The organism is Cupriavidus necator (assembly GCF_016127575.1).
GTDB lineage: Bacteria > Pseudomonadota > Gammaproteobacteria > Burkholderiales > Burkholderiaceae > Cupriavidus > Cupriavidus necator_D.
This window is the reverse complement of sequence record NZ_CP066019.1, coordinates 2,126,357-2,143,155: the sequence shown is the minus strand read 5'-3', so window position 1 is coordinate 2,143,155 and position 16,799 is coordinate 2,126,357. Positions and strand designations below refer to the sequence as shown.

General features: G+C 68.0%; 14 protein-coding genes. 3 read left to right on the top strand and 11 right to left on the bottom strand.

Annotated features, from left to right (window positions below):
- Positions 1-17: 17 nt before the first annotated feature.
- Positions 18-935 carry an alpha/beta hydrolase gene (locus tag I6H87_RS28690; RefSeq protein WP_011617563.1) on the bottom strand — a complete coding sequence of 306 codons (918 nt, stop codon included), beginning with the start codon at positions 933-935 and terminating at the stop codon, positions 18-20.
- Between the two features lie 190 nt (positions 936-1,125).
- Here I6H87_RS28690 and I6H87_RS28685 point away from each other — a divergent pair, with 190 nt between their 5' ends.
- Positions 1,126-1,368 (top strand): hypothetical protein, encoded by a 243-nt coding sequence (locus tag I6H87_RS28685; protein ID WP_010812795.1) that lies wholly within the window; start codon positions 1,126-1,128, stop codon positions 1,366-1,368.
- 169 nt (positions 1,369-1,537) lie between these two features.
- Entirely contained in the window at positions 1,538-3,490 is a 1,953-nt protein-coding gene (locus I6H87_RS28680) for a sigma-54-dependent Fis family transcriptional regulator (protein ID WP_010812796.1), read from the top strand.
- A 96-nt stretch (positions 3,491-3,586) separates the two neighbouring features.
- Here I6H87_RS28680 and I6H87_RS28675 read toward each other — a convergent pair whose 3' ends face one another.
- The 4 genes from I6H87_RS28675 to I6H87_RS28660 form a co-directional block, all read right to left on the bottom strand.
- The gene (locus I6H87_RS28675) at positions 3,587-3,988 is read right to left on the bottom strand and encodes a DUF779 domain-containing protein (RefSeq protein WP_011617562.1); all 402 of its coding nucleotides are present in this window, start codon (positions 3,986-3,988) and stop codon (positions 3,587-3,589) included.
- 2 nt (positions 3,989-3,990) lie between these two features.
- Positions 3,991-5,511: an aldehyde dehydrogenase gene (gene adh, locus I6H87_RS28670; protein ID WP_010812798.1), complete on the bottom strand. Its 1,521-nt coding sequence runs from the start codon at positions 5,509-5,511 to the stop codon at positions 3,991-3,993.
- A 220-nt stretch (positions 5,512-5,731) separates the two neighbouring features.
- Complete coding sequence (locus tag I6H87_RS28665; RefSeq protein WP_010812799.1) at positions 5,732-6,070, bottom strand: antibiotic biosynthesis monooxygenase family protein; 339 nt, start codon at positions 6,068-6,070, stop codon at positions 5,732-5,734.
- A gap of 25 nt (positions 6,071-6,095) precedes the next feature.
- Positions 6,096-6,725, bottom strand: a complete 630-nt coding sequence (locus I6H87_RS28660) for a LysE family translocator (protein ID WP_011617561.1) — start codon at positions 6,723-6,725, stop codon at positions 6,096-6,098.
- Between the two features lie 84 nt (positions 6,726-6,809).
- Between I6H87_RS28660 and I6H87_RS28655 the strand changes: the two genes are divergently transcribed.
- Positions 6,810-8,135: an aminotransferase-like domain-containing protein gene (locus I6H87_RS28655; protein WP_011617560.1), complete on the top strand. Its 1,326-nt coding sequence runs from the start codon at positions 6,810-6,812 to the stop codon at positions 8,133-8,135.
- A gap of 22 nt (positions 8,136-8,157) precedes the next feature.
- Here the strand turns inward: I6H87_RS28655 and purU are convergent, their stop codons facing one another.
- The 6 genes from purU to I6H87_RS28625 form a co-directional block, all read right to left on the bottom strand.
- Complete coding sequence (gene purU, locus I6H87_RS28650; protein WP_041688172.1) at positions 8,158-9,054, bottom strand: formyltetrahydrofolate deformylase; 897 nt, start codon at positions 9,052-9,054, stop codon at positions 8,158-8,160.
- Positions 9,055-9,084: 30 nt separating this feature from the next.
- Complete coding sequence (locus I6H87_RS28645) at positions 9,085-11,580, bottom strand: GcvT family protein (RefSeq protein WP_011617558.1); 2,496 nt, start codon at positions 11,578-11,580, stop codon at positions 9,085-9,087.
- A gap of 97 nt (positions 11,581-11,677) precedes the next feature.
- Positions 11,678-12,529 (bottom strand): EamA family transporter, encoded by an 852-nt coding sequence (locus I6H87_RS28640; protein ID WP_041688170.1) that lies wholly within the window; start codon positions 12,527-12,529, stop codon positions 11,678-11,680.
- A 98-nt stretch (positions 12,530-12,627) separates the two neighbouring features.
- Positions 12,628-13,761, bottom strand: a complete 1,134-nt coding sequence (locus I6H87_RS28635) for a 2-aminoethylphosphonate--pyruvate transaminase (protein ID WP_011617556.1) — start codon at positions 13,759-13,761, stop codon at positions 12,628-12,630.
- Between the two features lie 41 nt (positions 13,762-13,802).
- Positions 13,803-15,617 carry a putative 2-aminoethylphosphonate ABC transporter permease subunit gene (locus I6H87_RS28630; protein ID WP_041688168.1) on the bottom strand — a complete coding sequence of 605 codons (1,815 nt, stop codon included), beginning with the start codon at positions 15,615-15,617 and terminating at the stop codon, positions 13,803-13,805.
- Positions 15,608-16,720: a putative 2-aminoethylphosphonate ABC transporter ATP-binding protein gene (locus I6H87_RS28625; protein ID WP_010812807.1), complete on the bottom strand. Its 1,113-nt coding sequence runs from the start codon at positions 16,718-16,720 to the stop codon at positions 15,608-15,610. Before I6H87_RS28625 ends, I6H87_RS28630 begins: the two co-directional genes overlap by 10 nt.
- Positions 16,721-16,799 lie beyond the last annotated feature (79 nt).

Sequence of the window (16,799 nt, the reverse complement as noted above, 5' to 3'; positions counted from 1 at the left end):
CCGCTGCCTGACTGGCGCTAGCGGCCGGCCGCCAGCGGCAGCGGGTTGCCGAGCTCGTCATGGTCGATGGGCGGCGTGCCGGTGGCGGCCGGCGGTGCGGGCTGGGCTGTAGCCACGCGCAGCCTGGCCTGGCCGTGATGCCGGGCAAATTCGCACAGCGCCAGCCAGGTTTCCTCGCGTTCGATAATGGTGAAGTGATTCGTGGCTGGCACGGTCTGCAACGCCACCGGGCCGGGCCAGGCAGCCATGAGCCGTTCCGAGCATTCATGCGGCACCACTTCATCGGTCTCGGCCAGCAGCACCTTGGTGCTCTGCACGACCTTCTTGCAATGCGAGATCGAATCGAAATGGTGGCGCATCAGCTGGCGCAGCGGCACCAGCGGGAAGCGCTTGCGCACCAGTTCAAGCAGCGAGTCGTAGGGCGTGATCAGCTGCAGGCTGTCGAAGTCCTGCAGATCCGCCAGCTGGATCGCGACGCCGGTGCCCAGGCTGCGGCCCACCACATGCACCCGGGTGTCGGGGAAGACACGCCGCGCATGCAGCAGGAACTGGCTGGCGTCGGCCACTGCGGCGCCCTCGGACGGCAGGCCGTCGGAGTGTCCCAGGCCGCGGTAGTCATAGGTGGCGAAGGCCATGCCGGCGGGCAGCCAGCGCGCGTACTGCAGCGTTTCGAGCACATCCTCGCCACGCCCGGGCAGGTAGAACAGCAGGTCGCGCACGTTGTCGCCGGGGCTATGGTAGATGTAGCCGCGCACCACGCCGCCGGGGATCAGGTGCGAGTAGCCAATGATGCCGTCGGGCAGGTCGCGCGGCGGACGCCGGCGTGCATCGAACAGCAGCCGTTCCTGGTTGAGCGTCAGGTAGGTCCAGTAGCAGGCGAAGCCGCTGGCAGTCATCAGCGCGGCTGCCAGCGTACGGCGGGTGATCAATGGCATGGCTAGTCTTCAGTGTCGCTGCCAGGCGGGGCGCACCAGCGCCGGCCTTGCCGCCCAGCCGCGCAGCCTACCTCATTTTTGTCAGGCGCGAGCGCGCAGCGCAAGCCGCCCGGCGCAGTTCTTGTACGATATACCTCATTCACGCGCGCGCACCCCCTCCCGAGACGGCGCGCATACGGAGCAAACGGGCATGAGCGAGCAGAAACACGAGCAATACCGCGCCGAAGAGGCGCAGGCCATGGAACGCGTGGTCGCGGCCACGCGGCAGGTGCAGGTGGCCTTCACCGCCTTGCAGGCCCACTATCCGCCGCAGGGCAGCGGCAAGCCTTCCAAGCTTGCGCTGCAGACGTTCGATGCGGCGCTGCAGGCGCTGGAAGATGCCCAGGCCACCTTCGACGAAATCCTGAACGACCTGCTCGACGAAAAACGCTGACCCCGGCCCGGCATGGCGCGGGGGCAATACATGGCCGGGAGCCTGTGATAAGGTTGCCGGACTACAGCCGCCCGGCCTGCCGCCGCACCTGAGCTGCACGGCACGCGCCACGGGACGGCAGGCAGCGGCCGCGACGCGCGCCGCCTGCTGATACAGGAGACCCGCCGCCATGCACCGTGCCGCCCATCCCGCTGCGCCTTCCGATGTTGCCCGCCAGGCTGCCCATGTCGACCCGGCCGATGCCGACCGCGCTGGCCTGATCGCCCGCGCGCATGCGCGTTCGGCCGGCTTCGGGCTGGATGTGCGCCATGCGCCCGGCTTCGATGCCGTCAGCCCGCGCGCGCTGGGTGAGCTGGTGGACGCCAGCCGCGACTTGTACCGCCATGCCTTGCCGGTGATGGAGACCCTGCACGCGCAGATCGCCAATACCGACAGCATGGTGCTGCTGACCGACAGCAGCGGCGTGATCCTGCACAGCCTGGGCGACGGCGAATTCGTCGCGCGGGCGCGGCGCGTGGCGCTGGCACCGGGGGTATCGTGGTCGGAGCCGAGCAAGGGCACCAATGCCATCGGCACCGCACTGGCCGAGGCCCGTCCCACCCTGATCCATGCCAGCGAGCATTTCCTCGAGTCCAACCACCAGCTGACCTGCTCCTGCGCGCCGATCGCCAGCCCGACCGGTGCCATCCTGGGCGCGCTCGATGTCAGCGGCGATCATCGCGGCTTCCACCGGCACACCATGGCGCTGGTGCGGATGTCGGCGCAGATGATCGAGAACCACCTGTTTGCCAACCACTTCCCGGACGCGCTGCTGGTGCGCTTCCATGCGCGGCCCGAGTTCGTCGGCACGCTGTTCGAGGGCGTGGCGGCGTTCTCGCCCGACGGCGCCTTCCTGGCTGCCAACCGCAGCGGCCTGTTCCAGCTGGGGCTGGCCCCGCACGCGCTGGCGGACGCCGGTTTTGCCGGGCTGTTCGGCCAGCCGGTGCGCGCGGCGATGCAAGCGCGCGGTGGCGCGGCGGGATCGCTGCAGACGCTGACGCTGCCCAGCCGGGTGCAGGTGTTTGCCCGCATCGAATACCTGGCCGCGCCCATCGCGGTGCGCCAGCCCGGCGCCGAAGACCCGCTGCCGCCGGCACTGGCCGCGCTCGATACCGGCGACGCAGCGGTGGCCGCGGTGCTGCGCCGCGTGCGCAAGGTCAGCGGGCGCGATATCACCATCCTGGTCCAGGGCCGCACCGGCACCGGCAAGGAGTGGCTGGCGCGCGCCATCCACGCCGCCTCGCCGCGCGCCGGCGGGCCTTTCGTCGCGGTCAACTGCGCGGCCATCCCCGAATCGCTGATCGAGGCCGAACTGTTCGGCTATGAAGAAGGCGCCTTCACCGGCGCGCGTCGCCGCGGGAGCGAGGGCAAGGTCGTGCAGGCGCACGGCGGCACGCTGTTCCTGGACGAGATCGGCGACATGCCGCTGGCACAGCAGGTGCGGCTGATGCGCGTGCTGCAGGAGCGCGCGGTCACCCCGCTGGGCAGCGCCCGCGCGCTGCCGGTCGATGTGCGCGTGGTCTGTGCCACCCACCGCGACCTGCGCGCGATGATTGCCGATGGCGCTTTCCGCGAAGACCTGTACTACCGCATCAATGCGCTGGCCGTGACCCTGCCGCCGCTATGCGAGCGCAGCGACCTGCCGCTGCTGGTCGATCGCATCCTGCAGCGGCAGTGCGAAGAAGCCGGCCTGCCGTCCCCGGTGCATGTCGACGCGCAGGTGCTGGCGCTGCTGCGCCGGCACCCGTGGCCGGGCAATATCCGGCAGCTTGCCAACGTGCTGCGCACCGCGGCGATCCTGGCGGAAGGGGAGGCGCAGATCGGGGTGGAGCACCTGCCGGAAGGGTTTGAGCAGGAGTGCGGCGATGAGGCGGAGCGCTGTGACGCGGCGGCTGCCGTGCAGGCGCCGGCGCCATCAAAATCCGCCCGCATGCGCGACTGGGAAGCAGGCCTGATCCGGCAGGCGCTCGCCAGGCACGGCGGCAATGTCAGCCACGCGGCGCGTGAGCTGGGGGTGTCGCGCAATACGATCTATCGGAGGTTGAGGGAGGGGTTGGAGGGCGACGAGGAAGCGGAGCGCTGAAGGCCTTCCGATCCCGCTTGTTTGCTCCCTCTCCCGCTTGCGGGAGAGGGAGCACTCCGTCGGCAAGCAACTACCGACATCAGCAAGCAATCATCCTCACAACCCCGGCTGCGCCGCGAGCCACGCGGCCTCTTCATCGCTGAACAACTCCGACCGGGTCAGGAACCGCTTCCCCGTCCGTCCCTCCAGCGAGAACATCCCGCCCGCCCCCGGCACCACATCGATCACCAGCCGCGTGTGCTGCCAGTACTCGAACTGCGCCCGCGTCATGTAGAACTGCGCGCCGCCGATCTCGCCCAGGCAGACATCGGCCTGCCCCACCAGCAGTTCGCCGGCGGGGTAGCACATCGGCGCGCTGCCGTCGCAGCAGCCGCCGGACTGGTGGAACATCAGCGGGCCATGCCGCGCGGCCAGCTCCGCGATCAGCGCGAGCGCGGCCGGGGTTGCCACCACGCGTGCGACCGGCGCGGTGGCGGGAGCGGACATCGGGCCCGCCATGGTCAGAAGAACCCGAGCGCGTTGGGGCTGTAGCTCACCAGCAGGTTCTTGGTCTGCTGGTAGTGGTCGAGCATCATGCGATGGTTCTCGCGGCCGATGCCGGACTGCTTGTAGCCCCCGAATGCCGCATGCGCGGGGTAGGCGTGGTAGCAGTTGGTCCACACGCGCCCCGCCTGGATGCCGCGGCCCATGCGGAATGCGCGCGCGCCGTCACGTGTCCAGACACCCGCACCGAGCCCGTAGAGCGTGTCGTTGGCGATGGCCAGCGCTTCTTCCTCATCCTTGAAGGTGGTCACCGATACCACCGGCCCGAAGATCTCTTCCTGGAAGATGCGCATCTTGTTGTGGCCGGCGAACACGGTCGGCTTGACGTAGTAGCCGCCCGCGAGGTCGCCGTCCAGCACGTTGCGCTCGCCGCCGGTGAGGCACTGTGCGCCTTCCTTGCGGCCCAGGTCGATGTACGACAGGATCTTCTCCAGCTGTTCGGCGGACGCCTGCGCGCCGATCATGGTGCCGGTGTCGAGCGGATGGCCCTGGCGGATAGCGGCCACGCGCTTGAGCGCGCGCTCCATGAAGCGGTCGTAGATCGATTCCTGGATCAGCGCGCGCGACGGGCAGGTGCAGACCTCGCCCTGGTTCAGCGCGAACATGGCAAAGCCTTCCAGCGCCTTGTCGAAGAAGGCGTCGTCGGCAGCCAGCACATCCTCGAAGAAGATGTTGGGCGACTTGCCGCCCAGCTCCAGCGTCACCGGGATCAGGTTCTGCGACGCGTACTGCATGATCAGCCGGCCGGTGGTGGTCTCGCCGGTGAAGGCGACCTTGCTGATGCGCGGGCTCGATGCCAGCGGCTTGCCGGCTTCCAGGCCGAAGCCGTTGATCACGTTGACCACGCCCGGCGGCAGCAGGTCGCCGATCACTTCCATCAGCACCAGGATCGAGGCCGGCGTCTGCTCCGCGGGCTTGAGCACCACGCAGTTGCCGGCGGCCAGCGCCGGCGCCAGCTTCCAGGTGGCCATCAGCAGCGGGAAGTTCCACGGGATGATCTGGCCGACCACGCCCAGCGGCTCATGGAAATGGTAGGCAATGGTGTCGGCGTCGATCTCGGAGATGCCGCCTTCCTGCGCACGGATGCAGCCGGCGAAGTAGCGGAAGTGGTCGACCGCCAGCGGCAGGTCGGCGGCGGTGGTTTCACGCACCGGCTTGCCGTTGTCGATGCTCTCGGCCACGGCCAGCAGCTTCAGGTTGGCCTCGATGCGGTCGGCGATGCGGTTCAGGATATTGGCGCGCTCGGTGGTCGAGGTGCGAGCCCACGCGGCCTTGGCGGCGTGCGCGGCGTCCAGCGCGGCGTCGACATCCTGCTGGCCGGAGCGCGGCACGCGCGTGAACGGCTTGCCGGTGATCGGCGTGGTCGATTCGAAGTACTCGCCGCCGGCGGGCGGCACCCAGGCGCCGCCGATGTAGTTCTCGTACTGCTGCTTGTAGGGGTTGCTGACGCCCAGCTGGGCGATTTCCGCCATGTTCATGTCTCGCTCCGTTCAGAGATTTCTGTGGTGTCGTCACGGCATTCCGGCCGTGCGCACGGCAGGCAGATCGCAAGAGCTGTGCCGGGGCGTGAATCGAACGAAAAAACGGGGAAAAGCGGGGGGCGCGTGCGCGTGGCACGGGTGGGAGATGTCACGCGCCGGCACGGCTGTGCCAGCGCGTGACACCGGGTGTTCCAGAATGGAACACCCGGGGCAGGGCTTACCCCTGCCGCTGGCGCCGGCTGTCGGGCACGAAGTGCCGGAGCGAACCGTCGCCATAGGCGCGCTGCACTTCGGATATCACCACGTGATAGCCGTCATACCACTTGCGGTACTGGCGCTTGGCGTCCAGGTGCCGCGGGTGGGTGGCGAAGGCCTGCAGGGAGTCCTTGTCGCGCCAGTAGTAGCTGGCGTTGGACAACTGGCCATCTGGCGAGCGCCAGGACTCGGCACCGACAAAGCCGGGTATGCCGGCGGCGATCTCGTCGATCAGGGCGCTAAGGCGGTGGAACTCGTCATCGGCCTGGCCGGGCCGGTAAATAAAGGCTGCGATATACATCAGGGGCTCTGCGTGGGAAACGGGTTCAGGCCGGGCGTGAGGTCAGCACCACCCGCAGCGCCAGCAGCACCAGCACGGCTGCCAGGCCGCGCGACTGCAGTGTTGCCGCCTTGGGATGGCGTGACAGGAAGCGGCGCACGGTGCCGCCAGCCGCGCCGAGCAATGCGTGAAACACGGTGGCGATCACCGTCAGGACCAGGCCAAGCACGAGCAGCTGCCGGGCCACGCCGCCCTTGCCGGGATCCACGAACTGCGGCAGGAAGACCATGAAGAACAGCAGCGCCTTGGGATTGAGCAGGCTGTTGAGCATGGCGCGCACGAACACCGAGCGCAACGACGCCTGCGTCACCACTGCCTCTTTCAGCGCAAGCGGCTGCCGCAGCGCCTTGACCGCCATCCACAGCAGATAGGCCGCGCCGGCATAGCGGATCAGGTCGAACGCCGGCGCCCACGCCATCACCAGGGCGGTGATGCCGGTGGCTGTCAGGACCGTGAGGATCAGGTCGGCCACGGCAATCCCCAGTGCCGTCGCAACGCCGCCCCGAAGGCCATAGGTGATGCCATGTGCCATCACGAAGGCCATGTTCGGGCCGGGTGACAGGAGCAGCAGCATCACTGCCGCCGCGAAGACCGACAGGGTGGTCAGGGCAATCATGTGCAGGAAATGGTTAGCGTTGACTAGGCATGCAGGCTATTCTTCTGGCCTGATACACGCAAAGCATTGTTCTAGATACAAAGCATGGCCCACGCGCGCTACAAAACCATTGTTGACGAGATTGCCGCGCGCATTCATCGCGGCGAACTGCCTCCGGGCACGCAACTGCCGACGGTGCGTGCGCTGATGAAGCAGTACGGCGTGGCGCTGGCGACCGCGGCACGCGTCTACGTCGAGCTGGAGGCCGTCGGCCTGGTGGTCGGCGAGACCGGCCGGGGCACGTTCGTGCGCGATACCTCGCTGCCGCGTGGCCTGGGGCTGGAGCAGCATCCGGTGCGCGCCGGCGCGGTGGACCTGACTTTCAACTATCCGTCGCTGCCCGGGCAGGTTGAACTGTTGCGCGATGGCTTGCGCAGCATCGCGGCTTCGGGCGACCTTGACGCGTTGCTGCATTCCGCGCCGCAGGGCGGGCGCCCGCACGAACGGCAGGCCGTCGCCCGGCACCTGCGCAACCGCGGTGTCCGGGTGCCGGGCAGCCAGGTGCTGATCGTCAACGGCGCGCAGCAGGGCCTGGCGGTGACGGTGATGGGGCTGCTCAATCCCGGCGACGTCTTGGCGGTTGACGCGCTGACGTACCCGGGCATGAAGGCGCTGGCGCAGTTGTATCGGCTCGACCTGGAGCCGTTGCCGGTGACCGCCGCGGGCCTGGACCTGGATCGCCTTGCCGCGCTCTGCAAGCGGCGTCCGGTGCGGGCGGTCTACACCATGCCGACCATGCACAATCCGCTGGGCTATGTCATGAGCGAGGCGGACCGCGGTCGCCTTGCGGCCCTGGCGCAACGGCATGATCTGCTGATCATTGAAGATGGCGCCTACGCCTTCCTTGCCGAACCGGCGCCGAAACCGGTGTTCACCTTCGCGCCAGAGCGGACCGTCTACGTCTCGGGCCTGTCGAAGAGCGTGGCATCGGGACTGAGGATGGGGTTTGTCGCGGCGCCCGCGCCGCTGGTGCCGGCCCTGGAACGCGCCATTCGCGTGTCAACCTGGAACACGCCGTCGCTGACCGTGGCGCTCGGCTGCCTCTGGATCGAAGCCGGCATCGTCGATGACCTGGAAGATCGCAAGCGCAAGGATGCCCGGCGCAGGCAGAGCCTGGCGCGGCGCATCCTGCGCGGCTGCCGCGTCACGGCGCACCCGTCTTCATACTACCTGTGGCTCGAACTCGAGGAGGACCTGCGCGCCGACCAGGTCGTGGCCGCCCTGGAGCACGAGGGTGTGCTGGTGACGACGGCCGAGCCGTTCGCGGTCGGCGCGAGCGTGCCGCATGCGCTGCGGCTGGCGCTCGGGTCGATTTCCATGGATGCGCTGGAGCAGGCGTTGCGCAAGGTCCGGCGGGCGGTGGCCGGCTGAAGCTGCGGCAAAGGCTGCCGCGTCAGCGGAACACCAGGGTCCTGCCGCCGTTGCGCAGGACCCGATGTTCCGCATGCCATTTCACCGCACGCGCCAGCGCCACGCATTCCACGTCGCGTCCGATGGCGGTCAGCTGTGCGGCGTCCATGGCATGGTCCACGCGCGCGACTTCCTGTTCGATGATGGGGCCTTCGTCGAGGTCGCCGGTCACGTAGTGCGCTGTGGCGCCGATCAGCTTGACGCCGCGCTCATAGGCTTGCGCGTACGGGCGCGCGCCCTTGAAGCTGGGCAGGAAGGAATGATGGATGTTGATGGCGCGGCCCTCCAGGCGGCGGCACAGGTCGTCGGACAAGACCTGCATGTAACGGGCCAGGACGACCAGGTCGATGCTGTAGTCGCAGACCAGGTCCCACAGCCGCGCTTCTTGCGCGGCCTTGCCTTGCGGCGTGGCATTGAGCAGGGGCAGGTGATGGAACGGGATGTCGTAGCTCGCCGCAAGCTGGTAGAAGTCCTTGTGGTTGGAGACGATGGCCGGAATCTCGATGGGCAGCTGGCCGGTGCGGTAGCGGAACAGCAGGTCGTTCAGGCAGTGGCCGATCCTTGACACCATCAGCATCACGCGCGGCTTGCGCGCGGCGTCGTGGAGGGACCAGTCCATCTCATGCGCGGCCGCCACGCCTGCCAGCGTGCTGCGCAGGGCAGCGAGCGCATCGCCGGCATCCTGGCCTTCGGGCAGCGGCCGCTGGAAGTGCACGCGCATGAAAAACCGTGCGCTGTCGCGATCGCCGAACTGCGCGGAATCGACGATATTGGCGCCGGCTTCCACCAGCAGCGCTGAAACGGCATGGACAATGCCGGGACGGTCGGGGCATGACAGCGTCAGGATGTAGCTGGCGGTTTCGGTCTGGATCACTGGCATGGGCACTCCGGTATCCGCTTGCATCGAGGTTCAGGCCTTGGTCCGCTCGCTGGCCGGATCGTACGGCGCGCGCAGGTGGATGCGCGCGGGCAGCAGTTCCCCGGCCAGGTCTACGTGATACTTGCCGCCCTCGATCCATGCCGCGTCGGCCGGACCATCGGCGCGTGCCAGCAAGCCCATGCCCACTGGACAGCCAAGGGTGTGGCCGAACGCGGCCGACGTGACGAAGCCGGCCGGGCGCACGGTGCCGTCCGGGGCGGTGCGCAGGATCGCCTCGCCGCCCCAGAGCATGGCCTCGCTGGCGCCGTCCAGCGTGACCACGGCAACGCGCCGCCGCACCTGCGCGGCACCGCCGGCAGCGCGCAGCTTGAGCAGCGCTTCGCGCCCGCGGAACGGGATGTCCGTGTTCAGCTTGCAGGCAAACGACAGCCCGGCCTCGAACGGATGGATGTCGGTGGTCAGTTCGCGGCTCCAGGCGCGGTAGCCCTTCTCTATACGCAGCGATTCGATGGCGTAGTAGCCGGCGTTGACCAGTCCGAAGCGTTTCCCGGCCTCGTGCAAAGTGTCATGGACGCCCACGGCGAATTCCACCGGGACATACAGCTCCCAGCCCAGTTCGCCCACATAGGTCAGGCGTGTGGCGCGCACCGTGGCATAGCCGAGATCGATCTCTTTCGAGGTGCCGAACGGGAACGCCTGATTGGAAAAATCGGTGCGCGACACGCTCTGCAGCAGCTCGCGCGAGCGCGGGCCCATCACCGCCAGCACGGCGTACTGCCCGGTGACATCGACAATCGCGCAGCGCTTGTCGGCCGGAATCAGGCGCTCGATATAGTTGAAGTCGCGCGTGGTCTGCGCCGAGCCGGTCACCAGCAGGTACTGGTCGTGCGCCAGCCGCGTCACGGTCAGGTCGGATTCATAGGTGCCGCGATCGTTGAGCATGGCGGTGTACACGGTCTGCCCCGGCGGCACGGCCACGTCGTTGCTCATCACGTATTGCAGCACGGCCTCGGCATCGGCACCCTTGACGATGTACTTGGAGAACGAACTCATGTCGAACAGCGCCACCGCCTCGCGGCAGGCGCGGTGTTCCGCGCCGCTCCACGGCAGCCAGTTCTGTTGCCCGAACGAGTAGCGGATCTCGGGCGATTGTCCGGCAGGCGCGAAGAAGTTTGGCCGCTCCCAGCCCATCTTGCTGCCGAAATTGGCGCCGGCAGCGTGCAGGTGGGCATAGAGCGGCGAGCGCCGGAACGGCCGCGCCGTATCCAGTTCCCGGTTGGGCCAGGGCATCGCGTAGTGCAGGCCCAGCGTTTCCCTGACGCGGTCGTGCAGCCAGCTTTGGTTGCCGTTGAAGCCGGCAAAGCGGCGGATATCGACCGGCCACAGGTCCATGGTCGGGTCGCCCGCGACGATCCATTCCGCCAGTGCCATGCCGGCGCCGCCGGCAGACGCGATCCCCATTGAGTTGAAGCCCGCGCCCACGTAGAAATTGCGCAGCTCGGGCGCTTCGCCGAGGATGAAGTTGTTGTCCGGCGTGAAGGACTCGGGCCCATTGTAGAACTGCTTGACCTGCGCCGACTCCAGTGCCGGAACGCGGATCAGCGCGTTCTCCATCAGGATCTCGAACTGATCCCAGTCATCAGGCAGCAACTGGAACTCGAACGGCTCAGGAATGCCCTGCATGCCCCACGGCTTGGCATTGGGCTCGAAGCCGCCCATCACCAGCCCGCCCACTTCTTCCTTGAAGTAGATGAAGCCGTCCGGGTCGCGCATCACCGGCAGGTCAGGATGCACGCCGGCAATGCGCTCGGTGACGATGTAATAGTGCTCGGCCGAGTGCAGCGGCACGGTCACGCCGCACATCTGCCCGACCTGGCGCGCCCACTGGCCGGCGCAGTTGACGACGATCTCCGCCTCGATGCGGCCTTCGTCGCCGGCCTTGTTGCGCCAGCTCACGCCGGTGGCGCGGCCATCGCGGGTATGGATCGCGGTGATCTTCGTATCCTGCGCGATGACCGCACCGCGGCTGCGCGCGCCGCGCGCCAGCGCCTGGGTCAGGTCAGTCGGGTTGGCCTTGCCGTCGCCCGGCAGCCAGACCGCCCCAAGCAGGTCGTCAGTGCGCATCACCGGCCATAGTTCGCCGGCCTGGGCGGGCGAGATCACCTCGCAATCCACGCCATAGGCCCGCGCCACCGCCGCGGTGCGGCGCAGTTGCGTCATGCGTTCCGCGGTGCGCGCGACCGACAGCGAGCCGCATTGCTTCCAGCCGGTGCCGAGGCCCGTTTCCGCTTCCAGTTCGCTGTACAGCTGGGTGGAGTAGCGGATCAGTTTCGTCATGCTTTCCTGCGAGCGCAGTTGCCCGACCAGCCCGGCCGCGTGCCAGGTGGTGCCGCAGGACAGTTGTCCCTGTTCCAGCAGGACCACATCCTTCCAGCCGAGCTTGGTCAGGTGATAGGCGACGCTGCAACCGATGATGCCGCCGCCGATGATGACGACGCGGGAGTGGGATGGGATGACAGGGGACATGGCGGGAAAACCTCGGCAGGAAAGGGTTTGGCGTTGCCTGCCATGTTATGCAAAAAAACGCCAACAAACAACACAAAATGCAACATACGTCGACGGATCAGCGCGCCAGTTGCAGTGTCAGGATCCCCGCCAGGACCAGCGCGGTCGCAATCAGCCGCCGCCGGTCGAAGGGCTCGCGCAGCAGGAAGTGGCCCAGCAGCGCGGCAAAGATCACGCTCGATTCACGCAGCGCAGCCAGCTTGGTCACGGGCGCCATGGTCATCGCCCACAGCATCAGCGCATACGAGCCCACCCGGTTGATGCCGCCGATCCACGCGCGCTTCCATTCCGTGCGCATCAGCGTGACCAGCGCGTTGCCGCGCCGGCTGAAGGCGTAGGTCGGCATGAAGATGTGCGACATCGCCTGCAGCCAGACGATGTAGGTGAAGACCTCGCCGTAGCGCTTGACCGCGGTGCCGTCGATCACGGTGCCGGCCGCCAGGCAGGCCCCGGCCAGCAGCGCAAAGCCGAGCAGGTCGGGCGATTGCCGGCGCCAGCGCACCAGGCTGACCAGCCCGCAGCAGATCAGCGCGATGCCGGCATAGCCGCCTGGCCCCAGCCGTTCGCTGCCGGCCAGCAGCAGCAGGATCGCCACCATCATCGGCGCCGAGCCGCGCATCAGCGGATAGGCCTGGCTGAAGTCACCACGGTTGTAGGCAGCCACCAGCGACAGCTTGTAGCCGACTTCCAGCGCCACTGTGGCCAGCAGGAAGGGCCACACCTGCGGCGCGGGCAGGGGCACCAGGAACAGGAAGGGCAAGGCCACCAGCAGGCAGAAGGTGTCGATCAGAGCCATCGACGACAAGCGGTCGCCGCCGATCTTGACGATGGCGTTCCACGACGCGTGCATCAGCGCGGACAGCATCACGGCGGCAAAGGCGAGGCCGTGAAAGTCTGGGGGGAGGGGCATGAAGGGTTGAGTTTGCGAACCGATGGTTTGCTCCCCTCTCCCGCTCGCGGGAGAGGGGAGCCTGCTGCTAGGCGAGTGAGGTGAAGATGCTCAAGGGGTCAAGCCGCTTCTGCCAGCGGCGCCTGCATCTTGATCCCCATCTCGCGCAGCACCTCGCCAATCGCCGTCACCACATTGCGCATCTCGTTGTCGTCGATCGCACCAATGCACCCGACGCGGAAGGTCTCCATCTGCGTCAGCTTGCCCGGATACAGGATGTAGCCGCGCTCGCGCACCCTGGCGTAGAAGGTCTTGAAGTCATAGCGCGCGTCGGCCGGCGCATGGAAGGTGACGATGATCGGCGCCTGCACCGCCGCCGGCAGGAAGGCGCGGAAGCCGAGTGCGGCCATGCCCTGCACCAGCGCGTCGCAGTTCCTGCGGTAGCGCGCGCCGCGCACCGGCTGGCCGCCTTCTTCCAGGAACTGGTCGAGCGCGGTGCGGAACGCCGCCACCACGTGCGTGGGCGGCGTGAAGCGCCACTGCGTGGTCTTCTGCATGTAGACGTACTGGTCGTACAGGTCCAGCGCCAGCGAGTGGCTGTTGCCCTGGCTGGCTTCCAGCACGTCTTTCTTCACCAGCACGAAGCCCATGCCCGGCACGCCCTCGATGCACTTGCCGGTGGCGGCCACCAGCGCGTCGAACGGCATGGTGCGGGCGTCGATCTCGATCGCGCCGAACGAGCTCATCGCGTCGACGATCAGCCCCTTGCCCAGCCGCTGGCACAGCGCGGCGATTTCCTGCAGCGGGTTGAGCACGCCGGCGCCGGTCTCGCAGTGCACCTGCGCCACGTGCGTGATCGACGGGTCGCGCCGGATGGCCTCTTCTATCAGCGCGGCGGTGGCGGGCTGGTCTTCGGGGATCGGCAGTTCCACGCTGGCGCGGCCAAGCACCTTGCAGATCTTGAGGATGCGCTGGCAATAGGCGCCGTTCTGCGGCACCAGCACCTTGCCGTCGCGCGGCACCACGTTGGCGATGGCGGCCTCCACCGAGAACGTGCCGCTGCCCTGCATCGGCACGCACACATGGGTGCCTTCGCCGTGGACGATGCGCACCAGGTCGTCGCACAGGCTGCGCGTGATGGCGTTGAAGGCGGCGTCCCACGAGCCCCAGTCGCGCAGCATGGCCTGCTTGGTGGCGAGCGAGGTGGTCAGGGGACCGGGGGTCAGAAGGATCGGGTCGTTGCCGCGAATCATGATGAGCTCCTGATTGGGAAGGAGTGGAAACAGGGGAAAGGTCAGTCGTTGCCCTGGCGCCAGGCCTGGGTCTTGCAATCGAGCACGCGTTGCAGCAGGTAATAGAGCAGGCAGGCGAAGGCCGAGGTCAGCACCACCAGCGTCGCCATTGCCGCCGCGGGGCCGATGTCGCCGGATTCATCCAGGTTGACGATCTCGACCGAGGCCAGCTTGGTGTCGGCGCCGTACAGGAACACCACTGCGGAGACCGTAGTCATCGCATTGATGAACAGGTAGCGCGAGATCTCCAGGATGGCCGGCAGGCAGGCCGGCACCGTGACCTTGAAGAAGGTCTTGTAGAACGGCACCTTGAGCGATGCGGACACGGCCTCGAACTCGCTGTCGAGCTGCTTGAGCGCGGTGACCGCCGTCAGGTGGCAGGACGCGTAATAGTGGACGATGGTCACCAGCACCAGGATCCCCAGCGTCTGGTACAGCCCGTGCATCGGGTTGGCCTGCGGCACGAAGAAGAAGATGTAGCCCAGGCCCAGCACCAGCCCGGGCACGCCCATCGGCAGCACCGCCATCAGCCGCACGAAGCTGCGCAGCCAGTCCATGCCGCGGGTCTTCTCCAGCAGGTAGGCGGTGGCGAAGATGAACACCGGCCCGATCACCGCGGCCAGTCCCGCCATGCGCAGGCTGTTCAGGTAGGAATCGACCACGCCGCCCTCGACCAGCCCCACCCGGTAGTGGTTCAGCGACAGCGAGAAGTTGTACGGCCACAGCTTGACGAAGGACGCGTAGATCGCCATGCCCATCACCGCCAGCATCAACGCCGCCATCAGCCAGCAGAACATCGCCATGGCCAGGTCGAAGCGGCGGCTGCGGCGCGGCACGTAGGGCACCGAGCGTGCCGACATCAGCGCCATCTGGCGGCGCTGCACGCGCGCATCGACACAGTAGGTGACGGCCACCGGCACCAGCAGCATCAGCGACACCACCGCGCCCTGCGAGAAGTCCTGCATGCCGATCACCAGCTTGTAGATGTCGGTGGCCAGCATATGGAAATTGCCGCCGATCACCTTGGGGATGCCGAAGTCCGAGATCGCATAGGTGAACACCACCATGGCCGCGCTGACCAGGCCGTAGCGCGCGCCCGGCACGGTGATGGTGAAGAACTTGCGCACGGTCGAGGTGCCCAGCGCATCGGCCGCCTCGTACAGCCGCGCGTCGGTCAGCGACAGCGCGGTGATCAGGATCATCAGCGCATGCGGGAAGGTGGCGAACACCAGCGAGGCCACGATGCCCAGCGGCCCGTAGATCTGGGTGCTGCCCATCCACGGCTTGAACAGCCCCTGGTTGCCGAACCAGAAGATGAAGGAGATCGCCGCCAGCAGCGATGGCGCCAGCAGCGGGATCAGCGCCAGGTTGCGCAGCAGGCCCTTGCAGGCGATGCGGCTGCGCGTCAGCGCATAGGCAAAGCTGAATGCCAGCGGCAGGGTGATGCAGGTGGCCAGGGCAGAGACCCACAGGCTGTTCCACACCGAGCGCAGCAGCGCGGGCGACTCGAAATACGCGCGGAAGTGCGCGATGCCGGCCAGGCTGCCGTCGCGGTTCTGCACGCTCTTGGCCAGGATCATCACGATCGGCGCCAGCACGAAGCAGGCGAGCGCCAGCGCGGCCAGCGCCAGCAGCACGTGGGCGAGGCGGTCGGTCCAGTGCGCGCGCACGGCGGTTGCGACCACGGCCGGCGGGGCGGGTTGCGCGCCAGGGTTGGCAGGCCCGGCCGGCCCGCTGGTGGCGGGAGCGGGGATGGTATCGGTGGCCGGCATGGTGGCAGACGTATTGGCCGGCGCCGCAGTGAGGCTCATGCGCATGCGTGGCGGAAAATGCGGATACGGTCAGCGGGAATGGCCAGGCGCAGCAGGTCGCCGGTGTTCGGGCGCAGCTCGTGCAGGTCATTGAGGGAGAGGTCCGCGTACAGGGCGCCGGACGCTGCGTCAGGCAGGCGCAGCGTCAGCCGCGAGAACGCGCCGAGGAACTCGATCTTGTCCACGGTGGCCTCCAGCACGTTGGGGCCATGCTGTTCGATTCCGCGCACGCATACGTCTTCGGGGCGGAAGAACACCTGCACGTCCTCGTCGGCGCAACAGCCCGGGGGCGCGGCGCAGCGCATGCGCACGCCGCCCAGGTGCAGCTCGCCGTCGCCGCAGACGCGCGCGCCCAGCATATTGGTCTTGCCGACGAAGTCCGCGGCGAACGGCGTGGCCGGGCGCTGGTAGATCTGCGCCGGCGTGCCCACCTGCTCGATCGCGCCCTGGTTCATCACCACGATGCGGTCGGCCATCGACAATGCCTCTTCCTGGTCGTGCGTGACCAGGATGGTGGTGATGTTCAGCCGTTGCTGCAGCGCGCGGATCTCGCTGCGCAGCCGCACCCGCACACGGGCATCGAGCGCGGACAGCGGCTCATCCAGCAACAGCAGGCCGGGTGAGGTGGCCAGCGCGCGCGCAATCGCCACGCGCTGCTGCTGTCCGCCGGACAGCTGCGCCGGGTACTGGTTGCCGCGCTCGGGCAGCCCCACCAGCGTCAGCAGCTCATCCACGCGGGCGCGGCGCTGGTCACGCGGCATGCGGCGGTTGACCAGGCCGTAGGCCACGTTGTCCGCCACCGTCAGGTTGGGGAACAGCGCGTAGGACTGGAACACGATGCCGTAGTCGCGCTCCATCGGCGGCAGCGTGGAGATGTCGCGCCCGCCCTGGCGGATGGTGCCGGCGCTCTGCGATTCCAGTCCGGCGATGATGCGCAGCAGCGTGGTCTTGCCGCAGCCCGACGGGCCCAGGAAGCACAGCAGCTCGCCCTGGCGCACGTCCAGGTCGATATTGTGGAGTGCGACGAAGGCGCCGCTGCTGCCGCCGAAGCGCTTGTGGATGCCTTTCAGGCTGAGGTAGGTCTCGGCCGTGGATGGGGAGGTCTGCATGGCGTGGGGCCCGGTGGGTTCTGTTGGGGGACCCGGCGTCCTCTGCCCCAGGGGGCGAGGGCGCCGGTACAGGACGGCG

Coding starts and splice junctions, on each gene's coding strand:
- I6H87_RS28690 (WP_011617563.1), bottom strand. CDS start 935: ATGCCATTGATCACCCGCCGTACGCTGGCAGCCGCGCTGATGACTGCC.
- I6H87_RS28685 (WP_010812795.1), top strand. CDS start 1,126: ATGAGCGAGCAGAAACACGAGCAATACCGCGCCGAAGAGGCGCAGGCC.
- I6H87_RS28680 (WP_010812796.1), top strand. CDS start 1,538: ATGCACCGTGCCGCCCATCCCGCTGCGCCTTCCGATGTTGCCCGCCAG.
- I6H87_RS28675 (WP_011617562.1), bottom strand. CDS start 3,988: ATGGCGGGCCCGATGTCCGCTCCCGCCACCGCGCCGGTCGCACGCGTG.
- adh (WP_010812798.1), bottom strand. CDS start 5,511: ATGAACATGGCGGAAATCGCCCAGCTGGGCGTCAGCAACCCCTACAAG.
- I6H87_RS28665 (WP_010812799.1), bottom strand. CDS start 6,070: ATGTATATCGCAGCCTTTATTTACCGGCCCGGCCAGGCCGATGACGAG.
- I6H87_RS28660 (WP_011617561.1), bottom strand. CDS start 6,725: ATGATTGCCCTGACCACCCTGTCGGTCTTCGCGGCGGCAGTGATGCTG.
- I6H87_RS28655 (WP_011617560.1), top strand. CDS start 6,810: ATGGCCCACGCGCGCTACAAAACCATTGTTGACGAGATTGCCGCGCGC.
- purU (WP_041688172.1), bottom strand. CDS start 9,054: ATGCCAGTGATCCAGACCGAAACCGCCAGCTACATCCTGACGCTGTCA.
- I6H87_RS28645 (WP_011617558.1), bottom strand. CDS start 11,580: ATGTCCCCTGTCATCCCATCCCACTCCCGCGTCGTCATCATCGGCGGC.
- I6H87_RS28640 (WP_041688170.1), bottom strand. CDS start 12,529: ATGCCCCTCCCCCCAGACTTTCACGGCCTCGCCTTTGCCGCCGTGATG.
- I6H87_RS28635 (WP_011617556.1), bottom strand. CDS start 13,761: ATGATTCGCGGCAACGACCCGATCCTTCTGACCCCCGGTCCCCTGACC.
- I6H87_RS28630 (WP_041688168.1), bottom strand. CDS start 15,617: ATGCGCATGAGCCTCACTGCGGCGCCGGCCAATACGTCTGCCACCATG.
- I6H87_RS28625 (WP_010812807.1), bottom strand. CDS start 16,720: ATGCAGACCTCCCCATCCACGGCCGAGACCTACCTCAGCCTGAAAGGC.